Source organism: Vibrio sp. D3, from assembly GCF_043995865.1.
GTDB classification, from domain to species: Bacteria; Pseudomonadota; Gammaproteobacteria; order Enterobacterales; family Vibrionaceae; genus Vibrio; species Vibrio diabolicus.
Genome location: NZ_CP171886.1, coordinates 94377 through 119966 on the forward strand (window position 1 = coordinate 94377; position 25590 = coordinate 119966).

Consider the following 25590-nt stretch of genomic DNA (forward strand, 5'->3'; position numbering starts at 1 on the left):
TCCAGAGACAGCACAGTATGGCTCTGGAGCTTTTTACTATTTGGAAGGATTCACTTGGAGTTCGGTATAGCCAGTCGACTCGTCCATCGCTCTAGTGAACTCAAGTCCTGAGTAAGAATGGATGATCAGTTCTGCGGTAGTATCAATCACTGTGCCTTCCAGCAAATGCCCACCCAAAACTCGTCCTTCACGATCAGACACCGAGATATGAACATGTTGATGTTCAGGCGTTAGGGTTCCCATCACAGAGACAATTTCAAATGACTCTTGTTTGGTTAACGTACTCTCTGCACCTGCCAAACGAAGGTTGAGGTCAGAGATACAGCCAACGCATGAGGCAATCGAGCCAGCTTTGATACAGTGCTGCTCGACCAATTTCGCTAGGCTCAGCTTTAAGTCCATGCCTTTGGTAAGACGTACTGCTATCACTTCAATCGACATATTACTTCCTAATCAAAACCAGCAAGCAGGAAAGCGCCGTATCCAAATCGGCATAACGTTTGGCTTTGCCAAGTACGCGCATACCTTGCATGTTGTTGAGAACAAAACGAGCGAGCTCTTCTGGTTTCAGCGTTTTTGGCACTAACGTTTCTTTTTGCGCGTTGGTCAGCGCATCCGCAATAATGTCGATAAGATGGTCAAACAAAAAATGCCCTTTGCGCAGTACGTCATCGTCTTCGCCAGCGTGCTCAATCAACGCATTTTGAATAAAACACCCACAGTTGCGTTTGCGTTGCAGCTCAGCAAAAGATTTGAGGAACGATTCCAATTCAGGTAAAGACGCGTCGTCTTTTTCCAAATCATTCAGTGACGGTAGCGAGACCTTTTTCAAGTAAGTATCGAGCGCTTCGTAGTAGAGCTGTTGCTTGTCACCATAGGTGTTGTAAAGACTGAAGCGGTTGATGTTCAACTCGTCGGTGAGATCAGAAATGGATGTATTAGCGAAACCTTTGCGCCAAAAAACGTCCATAGCGACTAATAGTTTTTCTTCTCGATCGAAGTTGGCTTTTCTTGCCATATGCGTACCTACCTGAGCGGTTTTTCTCAAACCACTCCTAAACTTATTGAACAACTTTTGGGAAATGAAGTTCTTGACTGATCGTTTATAAACTGGCTACAGTATATCCTAACCAATCGGTTAGAAAAAGAAAAAAGGATATAAAATGAAGCTCTACGAAACCGCGATAACTCCAAGTTGTAAGCGAGTTAGCATTTTTTTAAAGGAAATTGGTGGCGATGTTGAACGCATCGCTTTAAATGTGCGTGACGGCGAAAATCTAGCGGAAGATTTCAAGCAAAAAAGCGTCAATGGAAAAGTGCCATTGCTTGAGCTTGAAGATGGCACGACGATTTGTGAGAGCGTCGCAATTTGTCGTTATCTGGATGAAGCGTTTGAAAATAATTTAGCTCTGTTTGGGGCAAACCAACTTGAGCGCGCGCAAGTGGAAATGTGGCATCGCGTGGTGGAGTTTCAAGGTCTGTATGCTGCTTTTCAAGCATTTAGAAACATCACAGCTATCTATGAAGATAGAGAGCGTTGTGTTAAAGAGTGGGGCGAAGAGTCCAAGCAACGCGTGCAAGAGTTTTTACCGTTGTTAGATAAGCGACTTGGTGAAAGCGAGTTCATTGCCGCTGACCATTTTACTATCGTCGATATTACAGGCTTTATTTTGATTGGTTTTGCAATTAAAGGCCTAGAAGTCGATGTGTTTACTACTGCACCAAACATTGCGCGTTGGTATGAGCAAGTTTCAGCTCGGCCTGCATTTCTAAGTTGATGTACCAGCAGCGAGTAGATCATTGCTCGCTGCTATTGCCTTTCGAATTCACAAGGATATTCAAATTCTTCAGCTTTTTTCTTATTTTGTCTCCTATCGCCTATAATTGGAAAAACAACCTCAATGGGCTTCAATGCGTTTTAGAGCCTAGCGCTCTTAGTCTGTAGACGTTCTTTTCATAGTGGGAAGTCTATTAATAGACAAGGAGAGGTCATGCGTATTCAAGTTAAAACTATCAATAATGTTCTTATTGCTCTTTTAATGGTTTCGGTCTTTGGTCTCGTCGCGCTGTACCTCAATAACACACAGCAGAATGAACAGATTGAAAAACTGCAAAGTCAGTTAATAGAGAAAGAGCATCAGATATTAATCTCCAATGAGGCACTGTCTTACACTCGATATCAACACCAGTTATTAGCTGAAGATTATAGTCGTTTTAGAAATGAGCAATCAGTGACTAGTGTTCTACGTTAGCATGCCCGACTACCGTCTTAAGGAGGCGAATGAAATCCATTCTTTTGGTCGATGACAGTAAAACAGTACTACTTTATATCAGCAGTGCATTAGAAAAGCAGGGATATGAAGTTATTGCTGTTGAAGACGGACAATCCGCACTTGAAGTGCTGACTTATCGCAAAGATATTCAATTTGTACTTAGTGACTTAATGATGCCTGGCATTAACGGTATTGAGCTGTGTCGGCAATTAAAATCGCAAGTTAGTGAACGTTACATTTTCTTTGTTTTATTGTCCTCTAGAAATGACCAAAGCTCGATCGTGAAAGGCATCGATGCTGGCGCAGATGATTTTGTGGATAAGAAAACGTCTGTCGAAGAACTTCAAGCGAGAATTCGAGCAGGTTTTCGCACTCTGCAGCTGCACAACAAACTCATTGATAGAAATAAAGAGTTAGATGCAGCCTATCGAATGATCCATCAAGATTTACAGTCTGCTAGTCACCTGATGGAGCAACTACTCCCAGCGGAGTCGTCTATCCAGAACATGCAATTTAGTTACGCCTACAAACCGTGCTCCCAGATTGGTGGTGACATGTTGGGGTATTTTGAGCTTGATGAACAACATGTCGCATTTTATGTTTTCGATGTTTCAGGTCATGGTGTTTCGTCTGCTTTGATGGCTTTTTCTATCCAACAGACGTTATCTCAAAATCTGGGACCTGATTCGATAACCATGGAGCTAAGAGATGGCGACTACTGTATCAGTGAACCAGCAGCCGTTATTGATCGGCTAAACCGACGGTATCAGCAAACTAGGAACAGTCAGCTTTATTTCACCATGGTTTATGCCATTCTTAATACAGAATCAGGACAACTTCGCTATTGTACTGCTGGTCATCCTAAGTTCATTGTTTGGCGAGCGAGCACCGAAACTACAGAGCTGGCGGGTGAAGACAACTTCATGATTGGCGCTTTGCAGCCGATGGAGTACGTTGGTAATCAAATTATTCTGAGTGAGGGGGATGTAGTATGGCTTTATTCGGATGGTTTGATAGAAGCGAGGCGAGGCGAGGCGATGTTTTCAGTACAAAGGTTGGTATCAAGTATAAAAGCTGTTTGTACTTCGCAATTAGAAGCAGAAGTGCAGGCTAGATGTGTCTTTGAACAAGTACAATCTTGGCAGAACAAAGATGAGTTTGATGATGATGCGAGTCTTTTACAAGTAAGGTGGCGAGGCTGATAGCCTAGGGATAAAGGAAAAGAATGTTCCAGAGCGAGTTTAAAAGAACTTACGGTGGATCCCTTACTCGCTCTCGAAGTGCGAGCAAAGAGGTTGCTAAGTTTTTAATGGATAATCAGATATCGTTAAGTACGGCTCAGTCGTTGGAGCTTTGTGTTGTTGAGCTTATGAACAATGCTTACATCCATTCTTACAGTGAAATTGAAGGCAAGCCGATAGACGTGGAGTGTAGGATTAGATGTGACCAAATGTCAGATTTCATTGAACTTAGGGTTTCTGACTACGGAGCGTCAATCAATGAAATGACATTCAACCAACATAAAAATAAACAGATTGAGGGTCCTAACTTAATGGATGATGATAGTTGGTCTGCTTCAGGTCGTGGACTGATGTTAGTCGCTCAATTATCTGACCAGTTCAAGTTAGAAAAAGAGATTGGAAAAAACACGTTTGTTTTAGTGAAGAGGAACGGCGAAAAACTAACAACCAAGCAAGATCTATTCACCCCACCTGGTCCCTAGCGTTAATCTGACGGTTACGTTGTATGTTATTGTTATTTTGTATTTGTGGTTGGTGCAGGCGACAATAATGCTTCCAACTCTTCTGGTGTCAGTATATCACTGATGTTTAGCATATTGCTCTCATCATCTAACGCCATCTTTGTACGACTAAGCAAGTACCTCTTTTGAGTTGGCGTTAAGTCTTTGAGAGACTCAATCAGCTCCTTGAAATTGCTATTGTTCATTGCCATATTTCCCCCAGTTAAGCCTTAATTTGTTTTATTGCATATTCTTCAAGTAAGCAAAAATTTGTTGATTAATGGCAGCTAGCTCTTTAGTAACTATAGCTATATCTGAGCTATCTGGCTTGTTATCGTTTCTTGTTTCTGCTTCTATTTTGGTGAAAACAATGACAGCGGTTTCTTCACCAAAGCTCTCTAGAATGCCCTTTAGACTGTGAGCCAATAAGTAGAGTTCCGGCCAACATTTGTTTGCGTACAACTCATTGATACGCTGTATGTCATTGGCGTGGTCTTCTAAGTATGTGGAAAAAACGGTGACGATAAGATCTACGTCGTTCTCCATGTATTTATTGAGAACATCAAAATTAATCATGTTTACCTCTGACTAACCGCGAGGTAGAAAAATGTATCGGATAGGAATGTTGAAGTGGGGGGAGTTGAGCGCTGAACAGTGTGCTTATCACTTGAGCTAGACTCATAAAAACAAAGTTATTGTTCGGTACACTTTGACTTATATACAAGTGTCTATGATCTAATCTTTTGTGCAAAGCATTTTGCACTCGTGTCGTGGCAACACAAGTTACGTGATAGTGGGTTCCAAATAAAATGCTGGGTTGGGAACAATCTTGTCTACCTAGTTTAAAGCAATCATCAAATAAGTAAGCCAAGCGCTCGCCAACTTTGACTATTCCTTCAGTCAAGGTTAACTCTCCTAATCGAGTACAAATACAAACTAGCAACCTAGTTGCATAATGGCAAGTAGCTTGACGCAAAAAAGGGGCCTTGAGCCCCTTTTGTACAATTAGCTTTGCTTGGAGTCCTGTTCTACCTGCCTCATTAACTCGTTCGCCTTCTTCATTGCACGTCTTGCGCTTGTGGTCCTTCTCTTATTGAGTAGTATGTCGGAGAAGCGCAGGTATTTATCTGCAGTTTTGAATCTCAAATCGTTAATATCTTGAAAACCGATAGGAAAGTTCTTCGAAAACTGATCAACATCTTTCACTAAGTTATCGAGGTGAGTTGTTGTTCTTGCCTTTTCTAGGCGGTAATAGAAGTTTTCAAATTCCTCTTGGAACAAAATTCGAGCAGCCTCATCTGGAAATGGTAGAGGATCGTTAGAGTCTAGCGCGGTCTCATACAGTTTCATCTCGAGAACTGCATCTTTCATCGCGTTGCTTATTTTTAAGTTGTTTTGATGCTCTTCAACGTTTGAGAAGAAAGTATTCCCAACTTTAATTAGCGCAACAAGTGCTGCAGCATCTTTATTTTTGAGTGCTTCAGTTAGGTGTTTACCAAAAACATCGCTAGATAATGAGCTTGGTGTAAATGGGTAATCCTGATGAATTTGATTTAACTCATCTTTCAGTTCATAGACGGACTTACTGCCTTCTTCTTTACTGTATCGAGACTTTTCCAGTTGGCTATTGATTTGTCTGGCTATCGAAAGCAATGTGGAGTGCTTGCTTGATTGAATATCTAACGCCAGAACTTCAATTTTATGTGAGTCAGGGTAGTAGGCTTTTGCTTTGTTTAGTACAGACTCGATTTCATCATAATTTGGATAGTTGTTAGCATCAGAATTCAGAACCTGATCAATCTCAGATTCAAACTCACTTAGAAGGTAGCTCTTGTGCTGTCGTAGTAAGCCAGCTTTAATCACTGGGTGTAAGTTTTTCTCACTATTAATCAGTGACAAGCTTTTTTCTGGCGGTGTATCAAGCAACCATTCCTGCCCATTAATCTGATCATTTTGCTTGTTAATAGCTATTTCTAAATCAGAGATGGTTTCTTGTTGTTGTTGATAGCCAAATACGATTCCGGTAACCAATAGTACGCTTGCAGCTACACCGCTAACGATAGGCCAATATCGCATGTTCAACTTTTGTTTTAACTGCTCTGGGGTAAGGTCTTTAGGGATGATGCCAGTTGAAAACACGCGTGCAAAGATAGGCCACTTAGATGCAGGCATATTAGCAGGTTTCGAGACCTTCATTTTCTTTTTGAGAGCTTCATTAACAGGAGTTCTTGAATAAGGATGCTTGCAACTCAATAACTCGTAAGCAATACAAAATAGCGCAAACATATCGTCGCTTAAGTTTGGCTCTTTACCCGACAACAAGTTGAGCGATGCGTAGTTTGGAGTATAACCAAGAGTCTCCACATTTTCGGATTTACGTTTAGCTGCGTATTGATCTTGCTTTAATTGATGAGTTTTAGATACACCAAAGTCGAGTAATTTAACATTACCTTCAGACGTTAAAATGACGTTAGCGGGCTTTAAATCGGCATGCACGACACCAAGTGAATGGGCGTAAGACAGCGCGTCAAGTACCTGATTTAGAATCGATAAAGTTGCGTTAAACTTCAGCCCATGCGGCCTAGATCGTTGTATTAAATCCTCTAATGTTTCCCCGTTAATATATTCCATCACTAAGAAATATATTTCGCCATCAACACCAAAATCAAAAACCCTAATAATATTAGGGTGGCTTAATCTTTGTGTTTGCTGAGCTTCACGTATCAACATGCGTGCAGTCTCTGGTTGAGATGCAAACTCTTTTTGTAAAATCTTTAATGCTACGTAAGGGGTTTCTGAACCTGAAGATTCTAATATCTTATCTTTTGCCAAATAAACATCACAAAGTCCGCCATGGCCAAGAACCGACTCGATTTCATATCGATTTTTGACAGTTGTGCCTATTAAATTCTCATTAATAACATCTTTGTCATTATTTGATGTGTTATTTTTATTGTTTATTTTCTTATTAACTAACGGAGTGTTTTCTTTTTGAGACAGTTTTGTATTTGTTTCATTTTTATTTTGAACGGAGCCTTCATTGCTAGCAACTTTATTTGATTGAATTGCATTGTCTCGTTTTTGAGTCTTTACAATTTTAGTTTTGTCTCCGCTATCATTATTATTTATAGAATTGTTTTTATTGCTGTCTTCCATCACAAGAACTCCGTATAAATGATGGGGGAATATATACCTTTCTGCTCAATGAAAAGTCATTATGTTAGAATTTCGCGGCCAAACTAACATTCGTTTTTTTATTGATGAAAGTCTAAGTGTCAAAAATTTGAACTTGGTTGGATAATTAAAATTGTTGAACAATACGTGATTGCTTTGATAAAAAAATGATTCATTATTCCGTGCATGATTTTCAATGGCAGATTTAAGATTTTTATTAATCTTACTGTTAATAAGAAAGTGACTAATAATAAAATTAAAAATAATATTTAGCAGGTCTTTGGCGAGGTTTACATGAAGTTGGTTTTAACCATAACAAGTTTTCACAAATTTACTCCAGAGATAGAGAGTGAGTTTGTGTTTGAATCAAGTGATGAGCATGCCAAGGTTACATTTGGTCGGTCTGAACAATGTGATTGGACACTGCCAGACCCTGAAAGAGTAGTATCTGGAACTCACGGAGAGCTCATCAAGTTTGGTGATAAATACTTGATAAAAGACTTATCAACTAATGGCACGTTTGTTAATAACGCTGTGACACCTGTGGGCCAAGGAAATGAGATTGCACTAAGCGACGACGATACGGTTAGTTTAGGGGATTACCAAATTTCAGTAAGTATTCAAACGAGCACTGAGGCATTCAATAATCAGGAAAGTAACTTTCGTTCCAGTTCAGAACCTGAAGCATTCTCGAGTTCATCTGAAGCAGAGTTTGTAGACCTCGGCCTTAGTGCCAGTGAGCTGTTGAATGAGAGTGTTCCTTCTGACTTTCAATTAGATATTGGATTAGTCGATGATTTCATTGATATCCCCAAACCAGAAAAACAGAGTGTAGATCCTACACCTGTACCGGAAACCCCACGTCAGCTAGAACGTCAGCCAACTCCCAAATTTGATAGTAAAGGGAGCGAGCTTGCGGCGTTCATTAAAGGAGCGGGTATTGATCCAACGATGATTCCCAGCGACAACAGAGAACAATGGTTTGAACAGCTGGGGGAATCATTTTCTTTGATGTTAGTTGGTTTAATGGAAACGCTGCACAATCGCGCGGTATTTAAACAAACAAATCGAATGAGTCATACTGCGTTTCGGAAGTCAGAAAATAATCCTCTGAAGTTCTCTGCGAATTTAGAAGATGCAATTCATAACTTATATAACCGTCAAACTGCAAGTTTCCTAAAGCCAAGTGCAGCCATTAAAGAAGCGTTTAGTGATATAGAAAGTCATGAACAAGCGTTAATGAAAGGTGTTGAGGGTACGGTTTCAAGTGTTATGTCGCTTGTTGAACCTACGTCGATATACTCAGAAGCTTTAGCTAAAGACACGGTTATTAATAAGGTTATTCCAGCAAGGAAATATGCTCAAAGTTGGAAGCGGTTTGAGGATATTCATGAAAAGCTATCCGATGACATTATCAATAAAGAATCTCCATTTTATTTAGAAGATTTCGCTAAACACTATGAGTTAGCATTAAAAAATAAAAGCTAGGAAATAGGGTGATGAAAAGAGTTTATCAGTACATTTTGTTATTAATTTCAATGGTTTTATTTGGATGCTCAGCAGCCAATTTAGTTGTTGACCCATATTCAGATTTAGAAATAACAGCAAATCACAATATTAACCCTGACTCCAATGGTAGGCCATCCCCTGTAGTCGTGTATGTTTTTGAATTAACATCAAATACCCTTTTTGAAAGTCAGGATTTTTTTTCAATTTATGAAGAAAGTGAAAAAGTCTTAGGCCCTGATTTAGTGAATAAATATGAAATATCATTAACTCCAGGTCAGAAAGAAACATATCAGGCAAGTATGTCTCCAAAGACTGAATACTTAGGCATTGTCGCAGCGTTTCGAGATATTGAAAATTCAAATTGGCGACAAGTCATTGAAGTGGATAAGACCGGTTACAACACCTATCAAATTCTGTTAGAAGATCTGTCTTTGGTCGTAAAATAACGTTTAGTTGGCTAATTATAAATGACGCAATACTCCAAGACGGCTTGGTGCGAAGGGATGTTTTTACGTCCCCAGCACTTTCAACAACATGAACGCGCAACCTCTCAAGAATTCAAAGGCTTACATCAGTTTGGTGGGGCTTATAATTGGGGGGTTTGGAAATGTCGAGTAAAAGAACATGCATTAAAAGATGGTCTGATTGAATTAGATCACTTTGAGGCAGTTTTGCCAGATATGACTCTGGTTAATACCTTAACAGCCAGCGATTCGGTTGTGCCTTTATTTATTGATAAAGACGTAGAAAATACGTTAGTAAAAATCACTCTTCCCCTTTCAAATGTCAAAGGTAAAAATGTTTCTGATGTAAGTGAGGCGATTGTTTCTCGTTATGTACTTAAAGACGTTGACGTTATAGATAATCTCACTGGGCAGGATGAAGAAACGATTCAAGTCGCAGCCCTAAACCTGGAACTGAAAGCCAGCAATGACAAATTAGCGGGTTATGTTGAGTTACCGATATTGAAAATAAAAGAGGTAACGGCAGAAGGCGAAGTAATACTAGACGATTCGTATGTTCCACCGCTTATCAATTTACTTAGCGACAAAGTTATGTCGGCTTACTTGCGTAACGTTATTGCGATGACAAAGATGCGTGCCGACGTTATTGCTCAGCGATTGATTAAGGGCAAAGCCGCATCTGCATCTGCTGTTGATTTCATCATGCTACAAATGTTGAACAGGTATGAGGCGATGTTAAAGCACTTTAGTGACCTAGACAGGCTACATCCATTGGAATTAGCGACGACCCTGAAAGGTTATATTGGTGAATTAGCTACGTTTTCTGACAAAACCAAGAGGATGCCAAGCTTACTTGCATACGATCACTTAGATGTATCAAGTGTTTATAGCGAATTGAATCAAGTTCTGAGTCAATATCTGAGCGTTGTCCTTGATCAAACTGCAAGCAAACTTCCTTTGGAGCCACGACAATATGGAATTCAAGTGACGCCACTTCCAGATAAGCGTTTACTTGAATCATGCCAGTTTGTGCTTGCGGTCAAAGCTGATACGACAACAGATGAAATCAGACGTTTAGTCCCGGCGCAGCTCAAGTTTGGACCAGCGGAGCAGATTCGTGATCTGATCAACAACCAGATTAATGGCATAAACGTAGCGCCATTGAGTGTAGTACCGAGGCAGATCCCTTACCAAACGGGTTATGTCTACTTCGAAGTAGTCAAGAAAGGCCCGTTTTGGATGAGGCTGAAAGACAGTGGTGGTATTGCGCTGCATTTATCGGGGCATTTTCCGAATGCTGACCTTGAGCTGTGGAGTATTAGTCAATAGGTGTGCTCAGTATGGAACAAACGATCGTAAAACCAACACCGGGTGGAAGAGCGCCCGCACCGAAACCACAATCAGAAAAGTCAGCAGATAATACGGTAGTTATCTCAAAAAGTCCTGAATTGGTGAATAACGATTCAGTGGTTGCTTATGGGAACAACCCTTTATTGGCAGAAGCGAATGGTCTTTTATCCATTATTGGTCAAATTCGAGCGACAGCGACTCATTCTGATCCGTTGTTTCTAAAAGAGACGTTGGCACAAAAACTTAGAGATTATGAGAACCGACTACGCCACCACGACGTTGATTTGGACACTATTGATACGGCTCGTTACTGTTTGTGTTGCTCGTTAGATGAAGCGGTGCTCAATACTAATTGGGGGGGGCATTCATTTTGGAGCCATGACTCATTGCTTAGTTCTTTCTATGCCAGCAGCCAGGGTGGGGAAGCGTTCTTTAAGTACCTTGATAAATGCATGGCGCAACCAGATACAAATTTAGATTTGCTTGAATTGATGTACGTGTGCCTATCGCTTGGGTTTCTCGGCCAATATCGTTTGGAAAAAAACGGACTGGAGTCTCACCGAAAACTGAGAAGGCAGATTATCGCTATTCTTAAGTCTTACGGAAGAGGGATACCTCAAGAGCTAAGCAATAGTATCGAACAACACATTTTGAATGGCTCTAAGGCTTCCGACAGAGCTCCTCTCTGGGTTGTGTGCTCCGTAACGGCTGCATTATTGGTTTGTATATTTATGTATTTTAGCTATGAGCTAAACAAGGCTTCCAACCGCACCTTTTCTCAATTAGTCAATTTGGTTCAACCGCAACAGCTTAACCAAGATGCAACGTCAGAATCAAAATCAGCGCCAATTGCAGAAAGGATCTCTATGTATCTGGCAACTGAGATCGGGAAGGGGCTAATTAACGTCGAGCCGTTGCAAGACAGGGTAAGAATTTCGTTAAAGTCGCAAGATCTATTTGAATCAGGTAGTGCTGATGTTGTTGCGTATATCCAACCCGTAATTTCTAAACTCGCTAGAACGTTGGAGTCGACCCAAGGCAAGATCATTGTGACAGGTCATACCGATGATAGGCCAATTTTCACGAGTAAATATCCTTCGAACTGGCATCTATCATTAGCTCGAGCTACTGCTATGTCTGAACAACTTATCTCGAATAGCGCACTAGAAGGTCGAGTCATACCAGAAGGTCTGGGTGATGCAAGACCATTGGTTGAAAACAATAGTGACGAAAACCGAGCTATTAACCGTCGAATTGAAATCGACCTCCTTGTCGCGAATTAATAACAGGTAGATAGAGATGCGTATTAAAGAAATTGGCAGAATATTTACTCAAAGGTGGTTTCTCGGTCTTATCGGTGTCGCTGCTTGTTCAATTTTTATTTGGGTTGTTGGTCCACTTATCACGATAGCGGGATATGAGCCACTAAAGAGCGACTTCCAACGACTCGTCACGATTTTGGTGCTGGTGTTTGTGTGGGCTTTATTCAACGTGACTAAGCAGCACAAGCAAAAAGTTAAAGAAGACGAAAGTATTCAAACGTTACTTGAGGTTGATAGTCAGTCAGATAAAGAAGCGGCGAGTGAAATTGACTTAATGCGCGAGCGTATTGAGCAAGCTGTCAAAGTAGTAACGAAAACACATAAAGGAAAGCGAAGCTTATATGACTTGCCTTGGTATGTGTTGATCGGCCCTCCAGGGACAGGGAAAACAACAGTGTTAAAGCAGTCAGGGCTGGAGTTTCCGTTAGCGGATAGCCTTGGTTCTGACTCTATTGCTGGTGTCGGTGGAACTCGTCATTGTGATTGGTGGTTTGCAAATAAAGCAGTTCTGATTGATACGGCCGGTCGATACACGACACAAGACAGTCAAGAAAAAGTCGACTCTAAAGCATGGCACGGCTTCTTAGGGTTGTTGAAAAAATATAGAACGCAAAGGCCAATTAATGGTGCAATTGTCACGATCAGTTTAGCCAGTGTGATGTCGCAGACAAGAACCGAGCGAAGCCTTCATGCCCGAGCTATCAAGTCGCGCCTTCAAGAACTGAAGAATCAGTTAGGGATGCAATTTCCTATTTACGTACTACTGACCAAAATGGATTTAGTTGCGGGTTTCAATGAGTTCTTCTCTGATCTAAGTAAGGAAGAGCGTGAGGAATTGTTCGGTTTCATGTTTCCGCGTGAAGTGGCTGATGAAAGAGGGGTTATTTCTTTATTCAATAAAGAATTTCATGGCATGTTGGAGCGTCTTGATTCTCGAATGCTGAGAATCCTTGAAACTGAAGATGATTTAGAGAAGCGAGCACTTATTTTTGAATTTCCTAAACAGCTAAGGGTATTGCAAGCTAATCTTGATGAATTTTTAGCGGAAATATTTGCACAAAATAGTTTTGAAGAGCCAGCCTTGATTCGTGGTGTGTTTATGTTGAGCTCGGTCCAAGAAGGCTTACCAGTCGATAAGTTAATGAATGAATCGACCAATGGACTTGGACTAAATCGCCTCGCTCTAGCAAAGAGCCACACAGGGTCTCATAGTTATTTCGTGAAGAACTTGTTTGATAAGGTTATTTTCAAGGAACAACTGTTAGGAACGGTTAATCGTCACTATCAAAAGCAGTCAGGGTGGATGCGCCGAGGTGTTTACATTGGCTGTGCTTCTCTACTGCTAGGTGCGTCTGCACTTTGGCTTATGAGCTACAAGTGGAATTCTCAGTTGATTGTCGATACCAATGAGCAAGCCGGCCATATTGAAGCAATGATTGGTGCTGAGAGCCTAGATTTTGAGGCGGATATTATCTCAGCCGTAGAGACATTAGACCGATTGATGACGCTTCCTCTAGGAAAACAAAGCAACTACGGCGATGCTGATTCCGTAAAAAGGTTTGGTCTCTATCAAGGAGATAAAGTCTCACAGGCGGCAAACAATGCATATTCTGATGCGTTGACCCAATATTACGCTCCCTTGCTTCTTGATAGCTTGGTAACGGAAATGGAAAGTAATCAACAGCATCGAGAGTATTTGTATGAAACGTTGAAAACTTATTTGATGTTATTTAATCCAGACAAATACCAACAAGATGAAGTGTTGGCTTGGTTTAACTTCTATTTTGAACGTCAATATCCGGGTGAACTAAATATAGACTTAAGAAAAGGTCTGTTACAGCACACTCAAAATTTATTAGAGAATGATGGACAAGGCTTTTCTTATAATACTGCTGCCGTGACTAATGCTCGCGAGGTTTTGACACAAATGTCTCTACCAGAACGTGCTTACCAGCGAATGAAGATACAATTTTCGAAGAGTCATGTTCCTTCATTTCGTTTTACTGATGTCTTGGGGCCTAAAGGGCTTGAGCAGTTTGAACGAGCGAGTGGAAAGCCTTTATCACAAGGCATTTCGGGCTTTTATACGTACAATGGCTTTCATAGCATTTTTCAGATTCAGATCAACCGTACAGTAAAAAGCCTAATGGAAGAGAACTGGGTTTATGGTGACGATCTTAAGGCTCATGAAATTGATCAAGATAGCGCTATTCAAGGAGTCCAATCTCGATACTATCAAGATTATGTGAATGAATGGAAAACTCTGATCGAAGATATTCAACTTAAGCAGGCTCCGAGCCTAGAGCTTGCAACAGAACAAGCTAGAGTTCTATCTGGAGTTGAAAGACCAATCGAATCGTTGTTGAGGGCAATCCAAAAAGAAGTTGGTTTGTCGAAAGTATCATTGTCAGAAAATCAGAAGGCCACTTCTGAAGTTGCTGGTAAGGTTGCCAAAGTTAAATTTTCGAATACGGCAGATAGACTAGACATGTACTTGCCTGAAGAAAATGGTTTCAATATTGCACTGCCAGGTAAAGAAGTCGAATCTCATTTTTCGGAGATCTTACGTCTCGGCGAACAAGACTTTGATGATATTCAACAAGCTATGGTTAACTTGCGCTCGTACTTAAGCGATTTATCAAGCTCAGGTAATAATCAGAAAATTGCTTACAAAAGTATTTTAGATGGGACCGTTACACAAGATGTGGCTGCTTCCTTTGCTCGCGCTAAAGAATTTTTGCCTAGGCCATTTAATCAATGGCTAGGTGAACTTTCTCAAGAGTCAGTTAAGTTTGCGGAGAGCGGGTCGAAAGATCATCTAAATCAGCTTTGGGTTACGCAAGTGGTGCGCCCTTATCAGCGGACGATTGCGGGTAGATACCCATTCGAGCCAAATGCGAGCAGAGAAGTAAGGCTGAAGGACTTCAAACGTTTCTTTGGTTATGGAGGTACGCTTGACTCATTCTTCCAAGAGTATCTTGAACCGTTTGTCGATACGTCGAACAGTCGTTGGCGATTAGAAAAGGAAATTGGAGTTCGTCCAGAAACGCTGATGGTCTTTCAAAGAGCGAAGCGTATCAGGCAGTCTTTCTTTGAATCTGATAATTCATTGCGCGTAGAGTTCGGTATGAAACCAGTGTATCTGGATCAGCACATTACTCGGTTTGTTCTAGAGCTAGGTAAGCAAGATTTGGTTTATAAGCATGGACCAGCACGAGCTAAATCCTTGAGCTGGCCTGCGGGTCAAGACCAGACTCGAATAGTGTTCACACCGCCAGAATCTAAACGTGAGATTGCCCATACTTATGAAGGTGAGTGGGGCATATTCAAACTGCTAGATCAATCACTTAAAGCAAGACCAGAATCACGTAAAGACAACATAGTTATGATTGATTTAAAGGGAAATAAGGTGCAACTAGAGCTTATTCCGTCTAGTGCTATTAATCCGTTTTGGTCAAATGAAATGGAGAGGTTCAGATGTCCACGAACCTTGTAACATCAGCCTGGGGTTATATCGGTAAAATGCCTGCAAAAGGAGACTTTGTGAAAGATGGCTTATCACAAGATTTTTCAGAGCGCTGGCATGACTGGCAGCAGGCTGTTATTGCAGTCAGCAGAGAACAATTGGGTGAAAGTTGGAATGAGCACTTTTTAACCGCGCCTGTGTGGCACTTTGCTCTGGATGTTAGTTACTTAGAAGACTCGACATACATTGGTAGCATGATTCCTAGTGTAGATGCATGCGGTAGATACTTTTTCTTTACTATAGCTCGTGCCGTAAAAGGTGAAGCTGCGCAATATTGGGGGGACAAAGCTTGGACCGAGGACAGTGCATCTCTTGCCCTAGCAGTACTTGAGGACGACTTTGTATTTGATGTTTGGCATAAGAGCATGCAAGAAAAAAACGATTTAGTGGCGAATGTAAAAAGTGAAGTGCGGCCTCTTAAGTTTCTTTATCAAAGCCAAATATCTACGATTTTTCATGATCAAGGTGGAGCAGATCAAAGCGCACTTTTGAATTACCTCATTAAAGAAAAATTGAGTAAGCCATGCTTTTGGTGGACTGAAGGCTCGACTCTAGTTGAACCATGTGTGTTTATGACCAGCGGTTTCCCTTCTATTGGTCAATTTTCTGCCATGCTTGATGGCGGTTGGAAAAAGTGGAATTGGTAGGATAGAAGAATGAATTGGAACTATTTTACCTTTGCTAAATCGCACGCAGGAAAAGTACGCCCTTATAACGAGGATGCTCTTTTAGATATGACAGAGCAGCATATTTGGGTTGTAGCCGATGGAATGGGTGGGCATAGTGCTGGCGACATAGCAAGCCAGATGCTAGTGGATAGAATCGCGCGCCATATGCAGGATGTCCCAAATACCAATATCGATGATATCCGGAGTGTGGTTCAAGCCGCGAATTTAGAAATTTATCAATACGCACAAAATCACTTAGACGGTAAAACGATGGGAACAACTCTCGTTTTGTTGTTTATCCAGGACGGGTATTACCACTGTCTTTGGGTCGGTGATAGCCGAATTTACCAGCTTAGAAATGGTCATTTTTCTCAAAAAACACGCGATCATAGTCAAGTTATGGATTTAGTCGATCAAGGGTTATTGGCATTTGAAGATGCTGAGTCACATCCTCTCGCAAATGTTATTACCAGAGCTGTTGGGGTAGATGAGAGTATCACTATTGATCAAGTTTCGGGGCAGTTGGCTGACGGAGATCAATTTCTTCTGTGTAGTGATGGGCTTTCTAAAGAATTAACGAGTGATGAAATTCACCGGACATTGTATGCGGACTCAGTAAATCAAGCAGGATTAGCGCTCATGCATTCGGCGTTAGTGAGAGGTGCAAGTGATAACGTTACTTGTGCGTTAGTCAAAGTTCGCCAAGCGCAGACAGAATTTGAAGCAGTAACGAGAGAAGACGCGACGATCCCCGTTTTTCTTAGAGGGAGGTCTTATGAATAGTGAGATGTTCGATTGGTATGAACAAGCGTTGGCTCCTATATCTCAAGAGAATCCCACAGGTGTTGATCCTAGAGAAGATGTATCGCCACAGTCCGCTTATTACCGATTAAAAGATCAGCGTATGGCTGCGCGAAATGCAGAGCGTAATGCGCTTATAGAAGAAGAAAGTATTTATACCCACAGTAACTTATGGCGGGTATTTATTGAAGAAGTACCAGAGATACTTACGAATCAATCTAAAGATTTAGAGTTTGTGGCTTGGCTTATAGAGGCTCTAACTCGATTGCATGGTTTTCGTGGTATGGGCGTTGGGTACAAACTCGCAACCGAGTTCATCGAGAAGTTTTGGGATGATCTCTATCCAATGCCTGATGAGGATGGTATTGAAACAAGAATATCGGCGATTACTGGCCTCAATGGTATCGATAGCGAAGGAACACTTATTTTCCCTATTGCTTGTATCCCGCTTACTGACGTAGGCGTTGAGCAAGCGTATGCCTACTGGGAATATCAGCAAGCTATTGAGTTGGAGCGTTTAGATGAAGATAAGCGCCGAAATCGAGTCGATCTTGGCGTTACAGAGCTATCTGATATTACAACTACAGTTAAATCTACCTCTGATGCCTTTTATCGTGAGCTAATCGCTGATCTGGAGTTCGCCACAGAGTCATTTAATGAATTCAGTCAGCGATTAGATGAAGCGGTAGGTGATGTCACTCCTAGCTCTTATATATCAAAAAGGCTTGAATCAATACACTCGGCATTAAAGCATCTCCTTGGAGAGCGTTTTAATCAACCACAAGCTGTGTTTGAAGAACTGGAGGAGGTGGATGAATCTTCTTCTTCGGAACAACAAGTGAGTTCACAAAGTTCTGATGCACTATTAGCGACAAACATGAAATCACGAGAGCAGGCGATTAGACAATTGCAGCAAGTGGCTGATTTCTTCAGAGAGAGTGAGCCTCACTCACCAGTTTCTTACTCCATCGAACAGATCATTCGTTGGTGTGGAATGCCTCTGCCGGAGTTACTGGCGGAACTTATCTCCGACGGAGATGCAAAGAAAAGCTACTTCCGTTTGGTTGGCATAGCAGAACAAAATGAAAATTAATAAAGGGAGAATGGTATGACGAGTATCCACTCGAAACTGTCACGAGTACGGAAGCCTCGTGTCCACATTACCTATGATGTTGAAACTGAAGGTACAACTCTTAAGAAAGAGCTACCTTTTGTTGTAGGTGTAATGGGTGACTTCGCTGGTCAAAACACTGAAGCGTTGAAGCCATTGAAAGACCGCCGTTTTATTCAGATCGATCGAGACAACTTCGATGATGTGCTCAAAAAGATGAACCCATCGGTTAAGTTCAAAGTTGCGAACAAGCTTGCGAACGACGATTCACAGTTTGAGGTGGATTTGAACTTTAAATCAATGCAAGACTTTGAGCCCGCTGCGATCGTAAATCAAGTTGATCCACTGCGCCAACTGATGGAAACGCGTAATAAACTGCGTGATTTGATGACAAAAGTTGACCGTTCTGAAGAGCTTGAAAACATCTTAGAGGATGTTTTGAACAACACAGACAATCTGGCAAAACTTGCGGGCGAGTTAGATCTTGGCAAGAAAGCGAAGTCAGACAGTACTGAAGGAGCGGAATAATGACGACTGAAGCTGAAAAGCAGTTAGATCCAACTGTTAATGAACAAACAACTTCATTTTTAGATCAAGCTATTGGTGCAACTAAGCAGACAGAAGCCTCTCGTGCTGAAGAGCTAATTAAAACGCTCACTGAAGAAGCGATGAAAGGGACGGTTACTTGGAACAAAAACCTAACGGTAACTTTTCGTGAAGCGATTAATTTACTTGATAAACAGATTTCTGATCAGTTGTCTGAAGTAATGCATCATCCTGAATTACAGAAACTTGAAGGTTCTTGGCGTGGTTTAAATTATCTAGTGATGAACTCAGAGACGAGCTCTACTCTGAAAATTCGCATGATGAGTATGACTAAGAAAGAGTTACATAAAGACTTGAGTAAAGCGGTTGAATTTGACCAAAGCCAGATCTTTAAGAAAGTTTACGAGTCTGAGTTTGGCAGTGCAGGTGGTGAACCTTATGGTGCATTAATTGGTGACTATGAGTTTACCAACCACCCAGAGGATATTGAGTCGCTGCGCCTAATGTCAAATGTAGCCGCTTCAGGCTTCTCCCCATTCTTGTCCGCGGCCTCACCAGCACTATTTGGTTTTGATGAGTGGACTGAACTGTCAAAACCACGCGATCTAGACAAGGTCTTTGAGTCGCTAGAATACGCTCAATGGCGTTCGTTCCGTGAGAGTGCTGATTCACGGTTTGTTAGCCTGACTATGCCGAAAGTTCTGGCTCGTTTACCATACGGACAAGCCACTGCTCCAGTTGAGGAATTTGGATTTGAAGAGTTCGAAGTAGACCCAGTGTCAGGTATTGCTGTCAATGCTGAGCATAATGACTACTGTTGGATGAACTCTTCGTACGTTCTTGGTGTTAAGTTAACAGACGCCTTCTCAAAATATGGATTCTGTACAGCTATCCGTGGTGCAGAAGGTGGTGGTCGAGTGGATAATTTGCCAACACATTTCTTCATGAGTGATGATGGCGATCCTGATATGAAGTGTCCAACAGAGATTGGTATTACCGACCGACGTGAGGCAGAGCTGGGTAAACTTGGTTTCTTACCGCTTTGTCACTACAAAAACACCAACTATGCGGTTTTCTTTGGTGCGCAAACCTGTCAAAAACCGGCGAACCACGAATCTCCAGAAGCAACGGCTAATGCGGCGATTTCAGCACGTCTACCTTACATGATGGCGACATCTCGTTTTGCGCATTATTTGAAGGTAATGGCTCGAGATAAAATCGGTAGCTTTATGGAAGCAGAAGACGTTGAGTCTTGGTTGAACCGCTGGATTCTAGGCTATGTAAATGCTTCAGAGGGTGGTGGTCAAGAGATCCGAGCGAAATACCCTCTAGCAGATGCTCGTGTCCAGGTTAAGGAAATCCCTGGCGCACCAGGTTCTTACAATGCTGTAGCATGGCTTAAGCCTTGGCTGCAAATGGAAGAATTGACGACATCTTTGCGACTTGTTGCAAAGATCCCTCAGTCGGGTGGATAAGAAATGAATTGGCTGGTCGTAAGGCCAGCCATACCAAATCGTTATGTTCTAGATGGAAATAGCAGTGTCACTTAACTTTCGCGATCCCAGTAAGCTAAAGCATGAATTCAGCACAGGAGGCCATGCTGAGCTTGATAGCCCGTGGTTGACTCGATTCAATGAATCTTCTGATCTTGTAGAGGCAGCTCGAATTTGGCTAGAAGGTACGCGTTCAAGAGATTTGGACAGTTTTCGTCATAGTGTGATGAACACGATAAACCGAATTGATGAGCTATTAGAATCTCAATTAAACGAAATAATACATCATCCTGAGTTTCAACAACTCGAAAGAGGTTGGATCGGCGTGAGGTATTTATGCGAACAGGTCGACACTCGATCATCAGACTCCGTCAAAGTCAAGGTGTTGGCGGCAACATGGAATGAAGTCAGTAAAGATGCACTAAAAGCCATCGAGTTTGACCAATCAGCACTATTTAAGCTGCTCTATCAAAATGAATATGGCATGGCCGGGGGAGAACCCTTTGGCGTGGTAGTTGGCGATTATCAACTTCGTTGTGATGCGAGTAAAAATTATTTTGATAGAGATCTGTCTGTGCTCAGCAAGATCTCTCAGTCTGCAGCGGCAGCATTCAGCCCGTTCATTATGTCAGCATCGCCGGAGATGTTTGGTGTTGACAGTTTTTCACAGCTTTCTGCGATAAGAGATATTGCGGCCCAATTTGAACAGGCAGATTACGCAAAATGGCGCAGTTTGAGAGACAACGATGATACCAAATTTATTGGCCTGACTGCGCCGAATGTTCTATTCCGTCAGCCATATAAAAGTGATGGTTCACGCAACGATCAGTTCGACTTTCAAGAGCATGTCTACGACTCTAATCGCGATTTGCTATGGGGGAGTAGCGCGTATTGTTTTGCGGCCGTATCAATTAGAGCGTTTCAGGAGCATGGGTGGTTTACGCACATGCGAGGCATTAAGCAAGGGGATTATAGTCAGGGTATTATCGTTGCTCCTACTAGGAACAAAATGCGTGTTAATGGCAAGAATGACCGTGAAAGATGTCCTTTAAACTTAAAGATCTCTGAGAGAAAAGAACAAGAGTTGTCTGAATGCGGTTTCATTTCTATTTCTCCTGTACCTGAAACCGATATGGTAGGGATGACCTCGAATGTATCTCTCTACAAGCCTAAGCAATATGCAGAAAAACACATTTCAACGAATGCAAAGCTCACCTCGATGTTGCAATACACGTTGTGTGTGTCGCGAGTCGCACATTATCTCAAGGTTATGGGGCGTGACAAGATTGGTGGATATCAAGATGCAGAAAGCCTTGAGCGAGACTTTCAACGATGGTTGCATCAGTACACTACCGCGTCGGATGAAGCATCTGATGAACTTAGGGCGAAGTACCCCTTAAATGAAGCGAAAATTACGGTTCGAGAGAAAAGAGAAACTCCAGGACACTATTACTCTGTTATCCATTTGCGACCGCACTTCCAGCTCGATCAAATGGTATCTAGCATTAAATTAATTACTGAATTATCACCAGAGCACTTGGTGTAAGGAAATAACAATGACCCAATGGAAAAATGCTTTGTCGCAAGGCCAATTGCAACAAGCTCTAGAGCTATTAATTGATGAAATTAAAGCGGCGCCTAAAGATGCAAGCTTGAGAAGCTCGTTCATTGAGCTGCTTTGCATTGATGGAGACTTCGAGCGTGCGGATGAGCAACTTATGCAATCGATCAAATTGTTTCCTGAGTATCTACCTGGTGCAAGTCAGTTGCGACATTTAGTGAAAGCGGCCCAGGCTAGAAAAGATTTTATCGACGGTGCGGCTAGTGCCAAGGTATTAGGTGACGAGGAATTCACTAAAGAGCTTGTTCGCTTTAACCTTGCTCTCGGAAATCAAGACTATGCAGAAGCGTCACACCTAGCGCATAGCATTGAAGAGCAGCGTACTATTAAAGGCTTTAACATAAACGGTACAAACTATGAAGATGCTAGGGATATTGATGATCGTTTAGGTGGTTACATTGAACTGTTTTCCACCGCGGGTAACTATTTTCTTGTTCCAATTTCTAGCATTCAAGCACTAGAAATAAAAGCACCTACCTCTTTATTAGAAAGTATTTGGCGACCTGTAGAGTTTGATATTGACGGACTTGGCGAAGGAGAAGGCCATATGCCATTGACTTATGTTGACTCAGAAACTGACGCACAAAAGCTAGGTCGAGAAACGGATTGGAAACAGCTTGGTGAGCAAGAATCCTTCGTGGGTTTAGGCCAAAAATGTTGGCTAGTTGGTGATTCAGCCCTCCCAATCTGTGACTTGACTACATTGTTAGAGTCGAAACAAATAGCGTAATAATAACATGTCTTTAACTGTTTCTCTGCTCGACAAATTGATGGATAGTGATCCTTCAACTAGAGATGAAAAAGACTTCCCTACGAGCCAACAACAGATGTTGAACAGCTTGCTTAGAGATCTGGAGTCTATGTTAAATAGTCGTATCGGATGGAAAAACATTCCTGATGACCTTTTAGAGGTTCGCTATTCAATATTGAATTATGGTCTGCCAGATTTTTCCTCGATGCCTTATAGCAGCCAAGAGGGGCAGAATCAGCTTTGTGACATTGTTCATGGTGCAATTAAAGAGTTCGAGCCTAGGTTAAGGAATCCTTATGTCCAGATTTCGGACGAGAAAAACGCTATTGATAGGGTGTTGAGGTTACAAATTAGCGCCACTTGCTTAATCGATAACAGCATTCATGAAGTGCGATTCAATTCTGAAGTAGAGCCGGTAAATTTAGGTATGAAACTGAGTAGAGCGAAATGAGTGAAGAGTTTCTCAAATACTATAATCGCGAGTTAGCTTATTTACGTCACAAAGGACAAGAGTTTGGGGAGCAGTATCCTAAGATCGCTGCGAGACTCCGTATCAGTGAGGAGCAGGTTGACGATCCACATGTAGAAAGATTGCTAGAAGGCTGTGCATTTCTAACGGCAAGGATTAGACAAAGTTTAGACAATAGTTATCCTCAGTTCACTGAATCTTTGATGGGGCAGTTATATCCGGATTTTCACGCACCAATTCCATCAATGTCCGTCATTAAGATGAACTGCTCTAGCTCCACTTCCTCTTTTTTTGACGTAGAAGAAGGTGAGCGAGTCGTTATCGGTGCTCCTGGATACCACGAATGCGAGTTTAGAACCTGTTATCCGGTCAGAATGTACCCTGTTGATGTGACCTCTGGCGCTTTCAAAAACGCACCGCTTAAATCGGTGGGCTCCCAATGGGAAAGCCATGCTCATTCAGTTCTGAAAATCCAGCTCACCGCCCAAGATGAAGAGACATCTCTGAGTGAAATGGGATTAGAACGGTTGCGCTTTTATTTAAACGGGCAATCTCAGTTGACGTTTAAACTTTACCAAATGCTATTTCAAAATCTAATTGGTTTATCTGTCGTTGCGGGTGGCAAAGAAGTCCGTTCTTTAACGAAAAGGCATCTTATTGAAGTGGGATTTTCAGAAGATGAGAAGGTTGTTCCATACAGTAAGAGAAGCTTTTCGGGAGCAAGATTACTTGTTGAGTATCTGCACTTTCCTGAGAAGTTCATGTTCTTTGATATCACTGAACTCGGATTATCAGAACTAGCTCTTGGAGAGCAAGTTGAGCTGTATTTTTACTTTGATACCAATGATGATTGGCTTCCTAAGCAAGTGGATGAAGAGAGCTTGATGGTTGGTTGTGTGCCAGTCGTCAACTTATTTAAAAGTGTTATGGAGCCAAAGCGTATTCTACCAACCGAGTACGATTACCACTTATCACCGCAATACCAGGAAGCCGAGAGTAACGAGGTTGTCTCTATTTCTGACGTAACATTGAGAAACTGGAACAAAACGTATCACAACCTGCCATGTTATCACGCTGGTGAGCACACGCATTATATGAACGCCAGTGAAATTTATTGGTTGATGAGACGTGAGGATAAAAACTGGGCTGGTGGATACGATGAGCCGGGTAGGGAAACGTACATTTCTTTTGTTGATAAAAGGCATCAATTGTTCAGTCCAGAGAGCCGAGAAAACTGGTTAATGTACGTTGAAGCTGAGTGCTGCAATCGTAATTTAGCGCAGAAGCTTCCATTTGGAGGCGGTCTTCCAAAAGTCTCTTTGCCGGAAGTAAATGACAACTTCGAGTCAGTTCGTTGTTTAGTTTCTATATCAGAAACTCTCCGGCCAGAAATGGATGAAAGTACACGATGGCAGCTAACTAAGCTTCTAACTTTAAACCACTTTACCGAAGAAGATGGATTAACAACTTTGAAGCAAACCCTGAATCTCTACGCATTTTCTGGGACAGCAGAAACGAAAGCGGTAATTGATGCTTTAGCGAAGCTAGAGTTCGAGCCGACTACAGGTAGAGTCAGTCAGAAAGGTAAAGTTGGTTTTGCGCACGGTATAAAAATCATTTTGACAGTTTCTGATCAAATTTTACCTAAAGAGCAAATCTTCCTCCTAGGTAGTGTGCTATCCGTTTACTTTGCACAATATGCTGAAATTAACATTTTTACGCAGCTAGAAATAAGACTTAAGTCAACGGGAAAGCCCTTCCACTTATGGCCTGCATTAACTGGCGATAAGGTGTTGCTATGAGCGCGGAGCAATTTTATCGAGATCTAAAGCAACATCCGTTGTTTGAAGCAATTCACCTTATCGAACACGAGATCTTGCAAGCCGAGGCACAAATAGGGACAGATGCTCTACCGAAGCATGAAAAACTAAACTTAAAGGTCAATCCATCGTTAGGTTTTGAAAATGCGCAGCTTTGCGATCTAAAACATATTGATAGCCACAAGCTAGCACTTGAAACCAATTTAATAGGCCTAACGGGTGAGCAGGGGGTGCTTCCTCAGCACTACAGCGAGTTAGCTTTACATCGTCAAAAAGAAGGCGATACGGCAATGGTGGACTTCTACGATATTTTTAACCATCGTTTACTGTCTCTTTACTATCGATGCTGGCAACTAAGTCAATTGACCGTTCAGTCTCGTGCTCATGCACAGGGATTACGTTCACCTTTAGAAGATTGTAAGTCGGCATTAACTGGCCAGGGTAGTTCGTTGTCCCTGCATTATGGTGGTGTTTTTGCTTCACCGACGAGAAGCAAAGCTGGACTAAAAAGTGTTCTTGAATGTTTATCTGGATGCCAAGTAAAGATTCATGAGTTTCAAGGGCAGTGGCTACATCTTGCAAAAGAAGAGCAAACACGTCTTTCATCTCGAACTATGCCTGAAGGGCAGTTTGCTCAACTTGGTTCCGGAGCATCCTTAGGCTCGAAAGCTTGGAATATAAACGCAGGAACAACGATCGAGTTTCTGCCAAAGCACAAAGATCTGGTTAGTAAATTACTGCCTAACCATCCAAATGTAGAAATTATTAAACGTGCGGCTTATGAATTTATTGGTAAGCATAAGCAAGTGAAATGGCAGCTCACCACCAAACATAGTTTATTACCTCAAGTTTGTTTATCAAAAAAACATGGTCAGTTAGGTGTTGGTTCTGTACTTAAAAAACATAAACGCACAAAAGATCGAACCATAACAATTACTATTTAAAGGAAAC

The 25590-nt window shown here is 41.8% G+C and carries 24 protein-coding genes; 19 read left to right on the forward strand and 5 right to left on the reverse strand.

The genetic code is table 11. The annotated features are described in order from the left end of the window. Positions 1–36 precede the first annotated feature (36 nt). Both ACHFJ9_RS00385 and ACHFJ9_RS00390 read right to left on the reverse strand, forming a co-directional pair. On the reverse strand, positions 37–441 hold the full coding sequence (locus ACHFJ9_RS00385; RefSeq protein WP_258486182.1) for a PPC domain-containing DNA-binding protein: 405 nt from the start codon (positions 439–441) through the stop codon (positions 37–39). A 1-nt stretch (position 442) separates the two neighbouring features. Beyond that, positions 443–1018, reverse strand: coding sequence for a TetR/AcrR family transcriptional regulator (locus ACHFJ9_RS00390; RefSeq protein WP_005395660.1), 576 nt, complete (start codon positions 1016–1018; stop codon positions 443–445). Positions 1019–1163: 145 nt separating this feature from the next. On the opposite strand from ACHFJ9_RS00390, the gene ACHFJ9_RS00395 reads away from it, so the two are divergent. From ACHFJ9_RS00395 to ACHFJ9_RS00410, 4 genes are all read left to right on the forward strand, one after another. Next, on the forward strand, positions 1164–1778 hold the full coding sequence (locus ACHFJ9_RS00395; protein WP_258486183.1) for a glutathione S-transferase: 615 nt from the start codon (positions 1164–1166) through the stop codon (positions 1776–1778). Positions 1779–1991: 213 nt separating this feature from the next. Further along, positions 1992–2252 (forward strand): hypothetical protein, encoded by a 261-nt coding sequence (locus ACHFJ9_RS00400; RefSeq protein WP_005395662.1) that lies wholly within the window; start codon positions 1992–1994, stop codon positions 2250–2252. A 29-nt stretch (positions 2253–2281) separates the two neighbouring features. Next, the gene (locus ACHFJ9_RS00405; protein ID WP_258486184.1) at positions 2282–3475 is read left to right on the forward strand and encodes a PP2C family protein-serine/threonine phosphatase; all 1194 of its coding nucleotides are present in this window, start codon (positions 2282–2284) and stop codon (positions 3473–3475) included. Positions 3476–3498: 23 nt separating this feature from the next. Beyond that, the gene (locus tag ACHFJ9_RS00410; RefSeq protein ID WP_145535210.1) at positions 3499–3996 is read left to right on the forward strand and encodes an ATP-binding protein; all 498 of its coding nucleotides are present in this window, start codon (positions 3499–3501) and stop codon (positions 3994–3996) included. Between the two features lie 32 nt (positions 3997–4028). Here the strand turns inward: ACHFJ9_RS00410 and ACHFJ9_RS00415 are convergent, their stop codons facing one another. The 3 genes from ACHFJ9_RS00415 to ACHFJ9_RS00425 form a co-directional block, all read right to left on the reverse strand. Next, positions 4029–4220 carry a hypothetical protein gene (locus ACHFJ9_RS00415; protein WP_012842175.1) on the reverse strand — a complete coding sequence of 64 codons (192 nt, stop codon included), beginning with the start codon at positions 4218–4220 and terminating at the stop codon, positions 4029–4031. 34 nt (positions 4221–4254) lie between these two features. Continuing rightward, entirely contained in the window at positions 4255–4590 is a 336-nt protein-coding gene (locus tag ACHFJ9_RS00420) for an Hpt domain-containing protein (protein WP_046875350.1), read from the reverse strand. A gap of 429 nt (positions 4591–5019) precedes the next feature. Next, positions 5020–7170, reverse strand: coding sequence for a serine/threonine-protein kinase (locus ACHFJ9_RS00425; protein ID WP_186437937.1), 2151 nt, complete (start codon positions 7168–7170; stop codon positions 5020–5022). A 312-nt stretch (positions 7171–7482) separates the two neighbouring features. Here ACHFJ9_RS00425 and tagH point away from each other — a divergent pair, with 312 nt between their 5' ends. From tagH to tssG, 15 genes are read left to right on the forward strand one after another with little or no spacing between them, the layout of a single operon-like run. After that, a complete protein-coding gene (gene tagH / locus ACHFJ9_RS00430; protein ID WP_395354709.1) occupies positions 7483–8676 on the forward strand; it encodes a type VI secretion system-associated FHA domain protein TagH in 1194 nt (397 codons plus the stop codon). An 11-nt stretch (positions 8677–8687) separates the two neighbouring features. Continuing rightward, positions 8688–9143: a type VI secretion system lipoprotein TssJ gene (tssJ, locus tag ACHFJ9_RS00435; RefSeq protein ID WP_005395676.1), complete on the forward strand. Its 456-nt coding sequence runs from the start codon at positions 8688–8690 to the stop codon at positions 9141–9143. Between the two features lie 57 nt (positions 9144–9200). Further along, a complete protein-coding gene (tssK, locus tag ACHFJ9_RS00440) occupies positions 9201–10490 on the forward strand; it encodes a type VI secretion system baseplate subunit TssK (protein ID WP_238935388.1) in 1290 nt (429 codons plus the stop codon). A gap of 11 nt (positions 10491–10501) precedes the next feature. Next, entirely contained in the window at positions 10502–11794 is a 1293-nt protein-coding gene (tssL, locus tag ACHFJ9_RS00445) for a type VI secretion system protein TssL, long form (RefSeq protein WP_317347110.1), read from the forward strand. Positions 11795–11810: 16 nt separating this feature from the next. Beyond that, the gene (tssM, locus tag ACHFJ9_RS00450) at positions 11811–15329 is read left to right on the forward strand and encodes a type VI secretion system membrane subunit TssM (protein WP_395354712.1); all 3519 of its coding nucleotides are present in this window, start codon (positions 11811–11813) and stop codon (positions 15327–15329) included. Continuing rightward, the gene (gene tagF, locus ACHFJ9_RS00455; protein ID WP_395354713.1) at positions 15311–16006 is read left to right on the forward strand and encodes a type VI secretion system-associated protein TagF; all 696 of its coding nucleotides are present in this window, start codon (positions 15311–15313) and stop codon (positions 16004–16006) included. The genes tssM and tagF overlap by 19 nt, the downstream gene beginning before the upstream one ends. Before the next feature lie 9 nt (positions 16007–16015). Beyond that, positions 16016–16810: a PP2C family protein-serine/threonine phosphatase gene (locus tag ACHFJ9_RS00460; protein ID WP_005398381.1), complete on the forward strand. Its 795-nt coding sequence runs from the start codon at positions 16016–16018 to the stop codon at positions 16808–16810. Continuing rightward, complete coding sequence (gene tssA, locus ACHFJ9_RS00465; protein WP_395354714.1) at positions 16803–17921, forward strand: type VI secretion system protein TssA; 1119 nt, start codon at positions 16803–16805, stop codon at positions 17919–17921. The genes ACHFJ9_RS00460 and tssA overlap by 8 nt, the downstream gene beginning before the upstream one ends. 15 nt (positions 17922–17936) lie before the next feature. After that, positions 17937–18467: a type VI secretion system contractile sheath small subunit gene (gene tssB / locus ACHFJ9_RS00470; RefSeq protein WP_005396385.1), complete on the forward strand. Its 531-nt coding sequence runs from the start codon at positions 17937–17939 to the stop codon at positions 18465–18467. Further along, positions 18467–19960, forward strand: coding sequence for a type VI secretion system contractile sheath large subunit (tssC, locus tag ACHFJ9_RS00475; RefSeq protein WP_005396386.1), 1494 nt, complete (start codon positions 18467–18469; stop codon positions 19958–19960). The genes tssB and tssC (ACHFJ9_RS00475) overlap by 1 nt, the downstream gene beginning before the upstream one ends. Before the next feature lie 52 nt (positions 19961–20012). Further along, a complete protein-coding gene (gene tssC / locus ACHFJ9_RS00480; protein ID WP_048625110.1) occupies positions 20013–21524 on the forward strand; it encodes a type VI secretion system contractile sheath large subunit in 1512 nt (503 codons plus the stop codon). Between the two features lie 10 nt (positions 21525–21534). Further along, entirely contained in the window at positions 21535–22329 is a 795-nt protein-coding gene (locus tag ACHFJ9_RS00485) for a type VI secretion system accessory protein TagJ (protein ID WP_256894166.1), read from the forward strand. 7 nt (positions 22330–22336) lie between these two features. Continuing rightward, complete coding sequence (gene tssE, locus ACHFJ9_RS00490) at positions 22337–22801, forward strand: type VI secretion system baseplate subunit TssE (RefSeq protein WP_395354716.1); 465 nt, start codon at positions 22337–22339, stop codon at positions 22799–22801. Beyond that, on the forward strand, positions 22798–24621 hold the full coding sequence (gene tssF / locus ACHFJ9_RS00495; protein WP_047009238.1) for a type VI secretion system baseplate subunit TssF: 1824 nt from the start codon (positions 22798–22800) through the stop codon (positions 24619–24621). The genes tssE and tssF overlap by 4 nt, the downstream gene beginning before the upstream one ends. Next, positions 24618–25583, forward strand: a complete 966-nt coding sequence (gene tssG, locus ACHFJ9_RS00500) for a type VI secretion system baseplate subunit TssG (RefSeq protein ID WP_114322985.1) — start codon at positions 24618–24620, stop codon at positions 25581–25583. The genes tssF and tssG overlap by 4 nt, the downstream gene beginning before the upstream one ends. Positions 25584–25590: the final 7 nt, after the last annotated feature.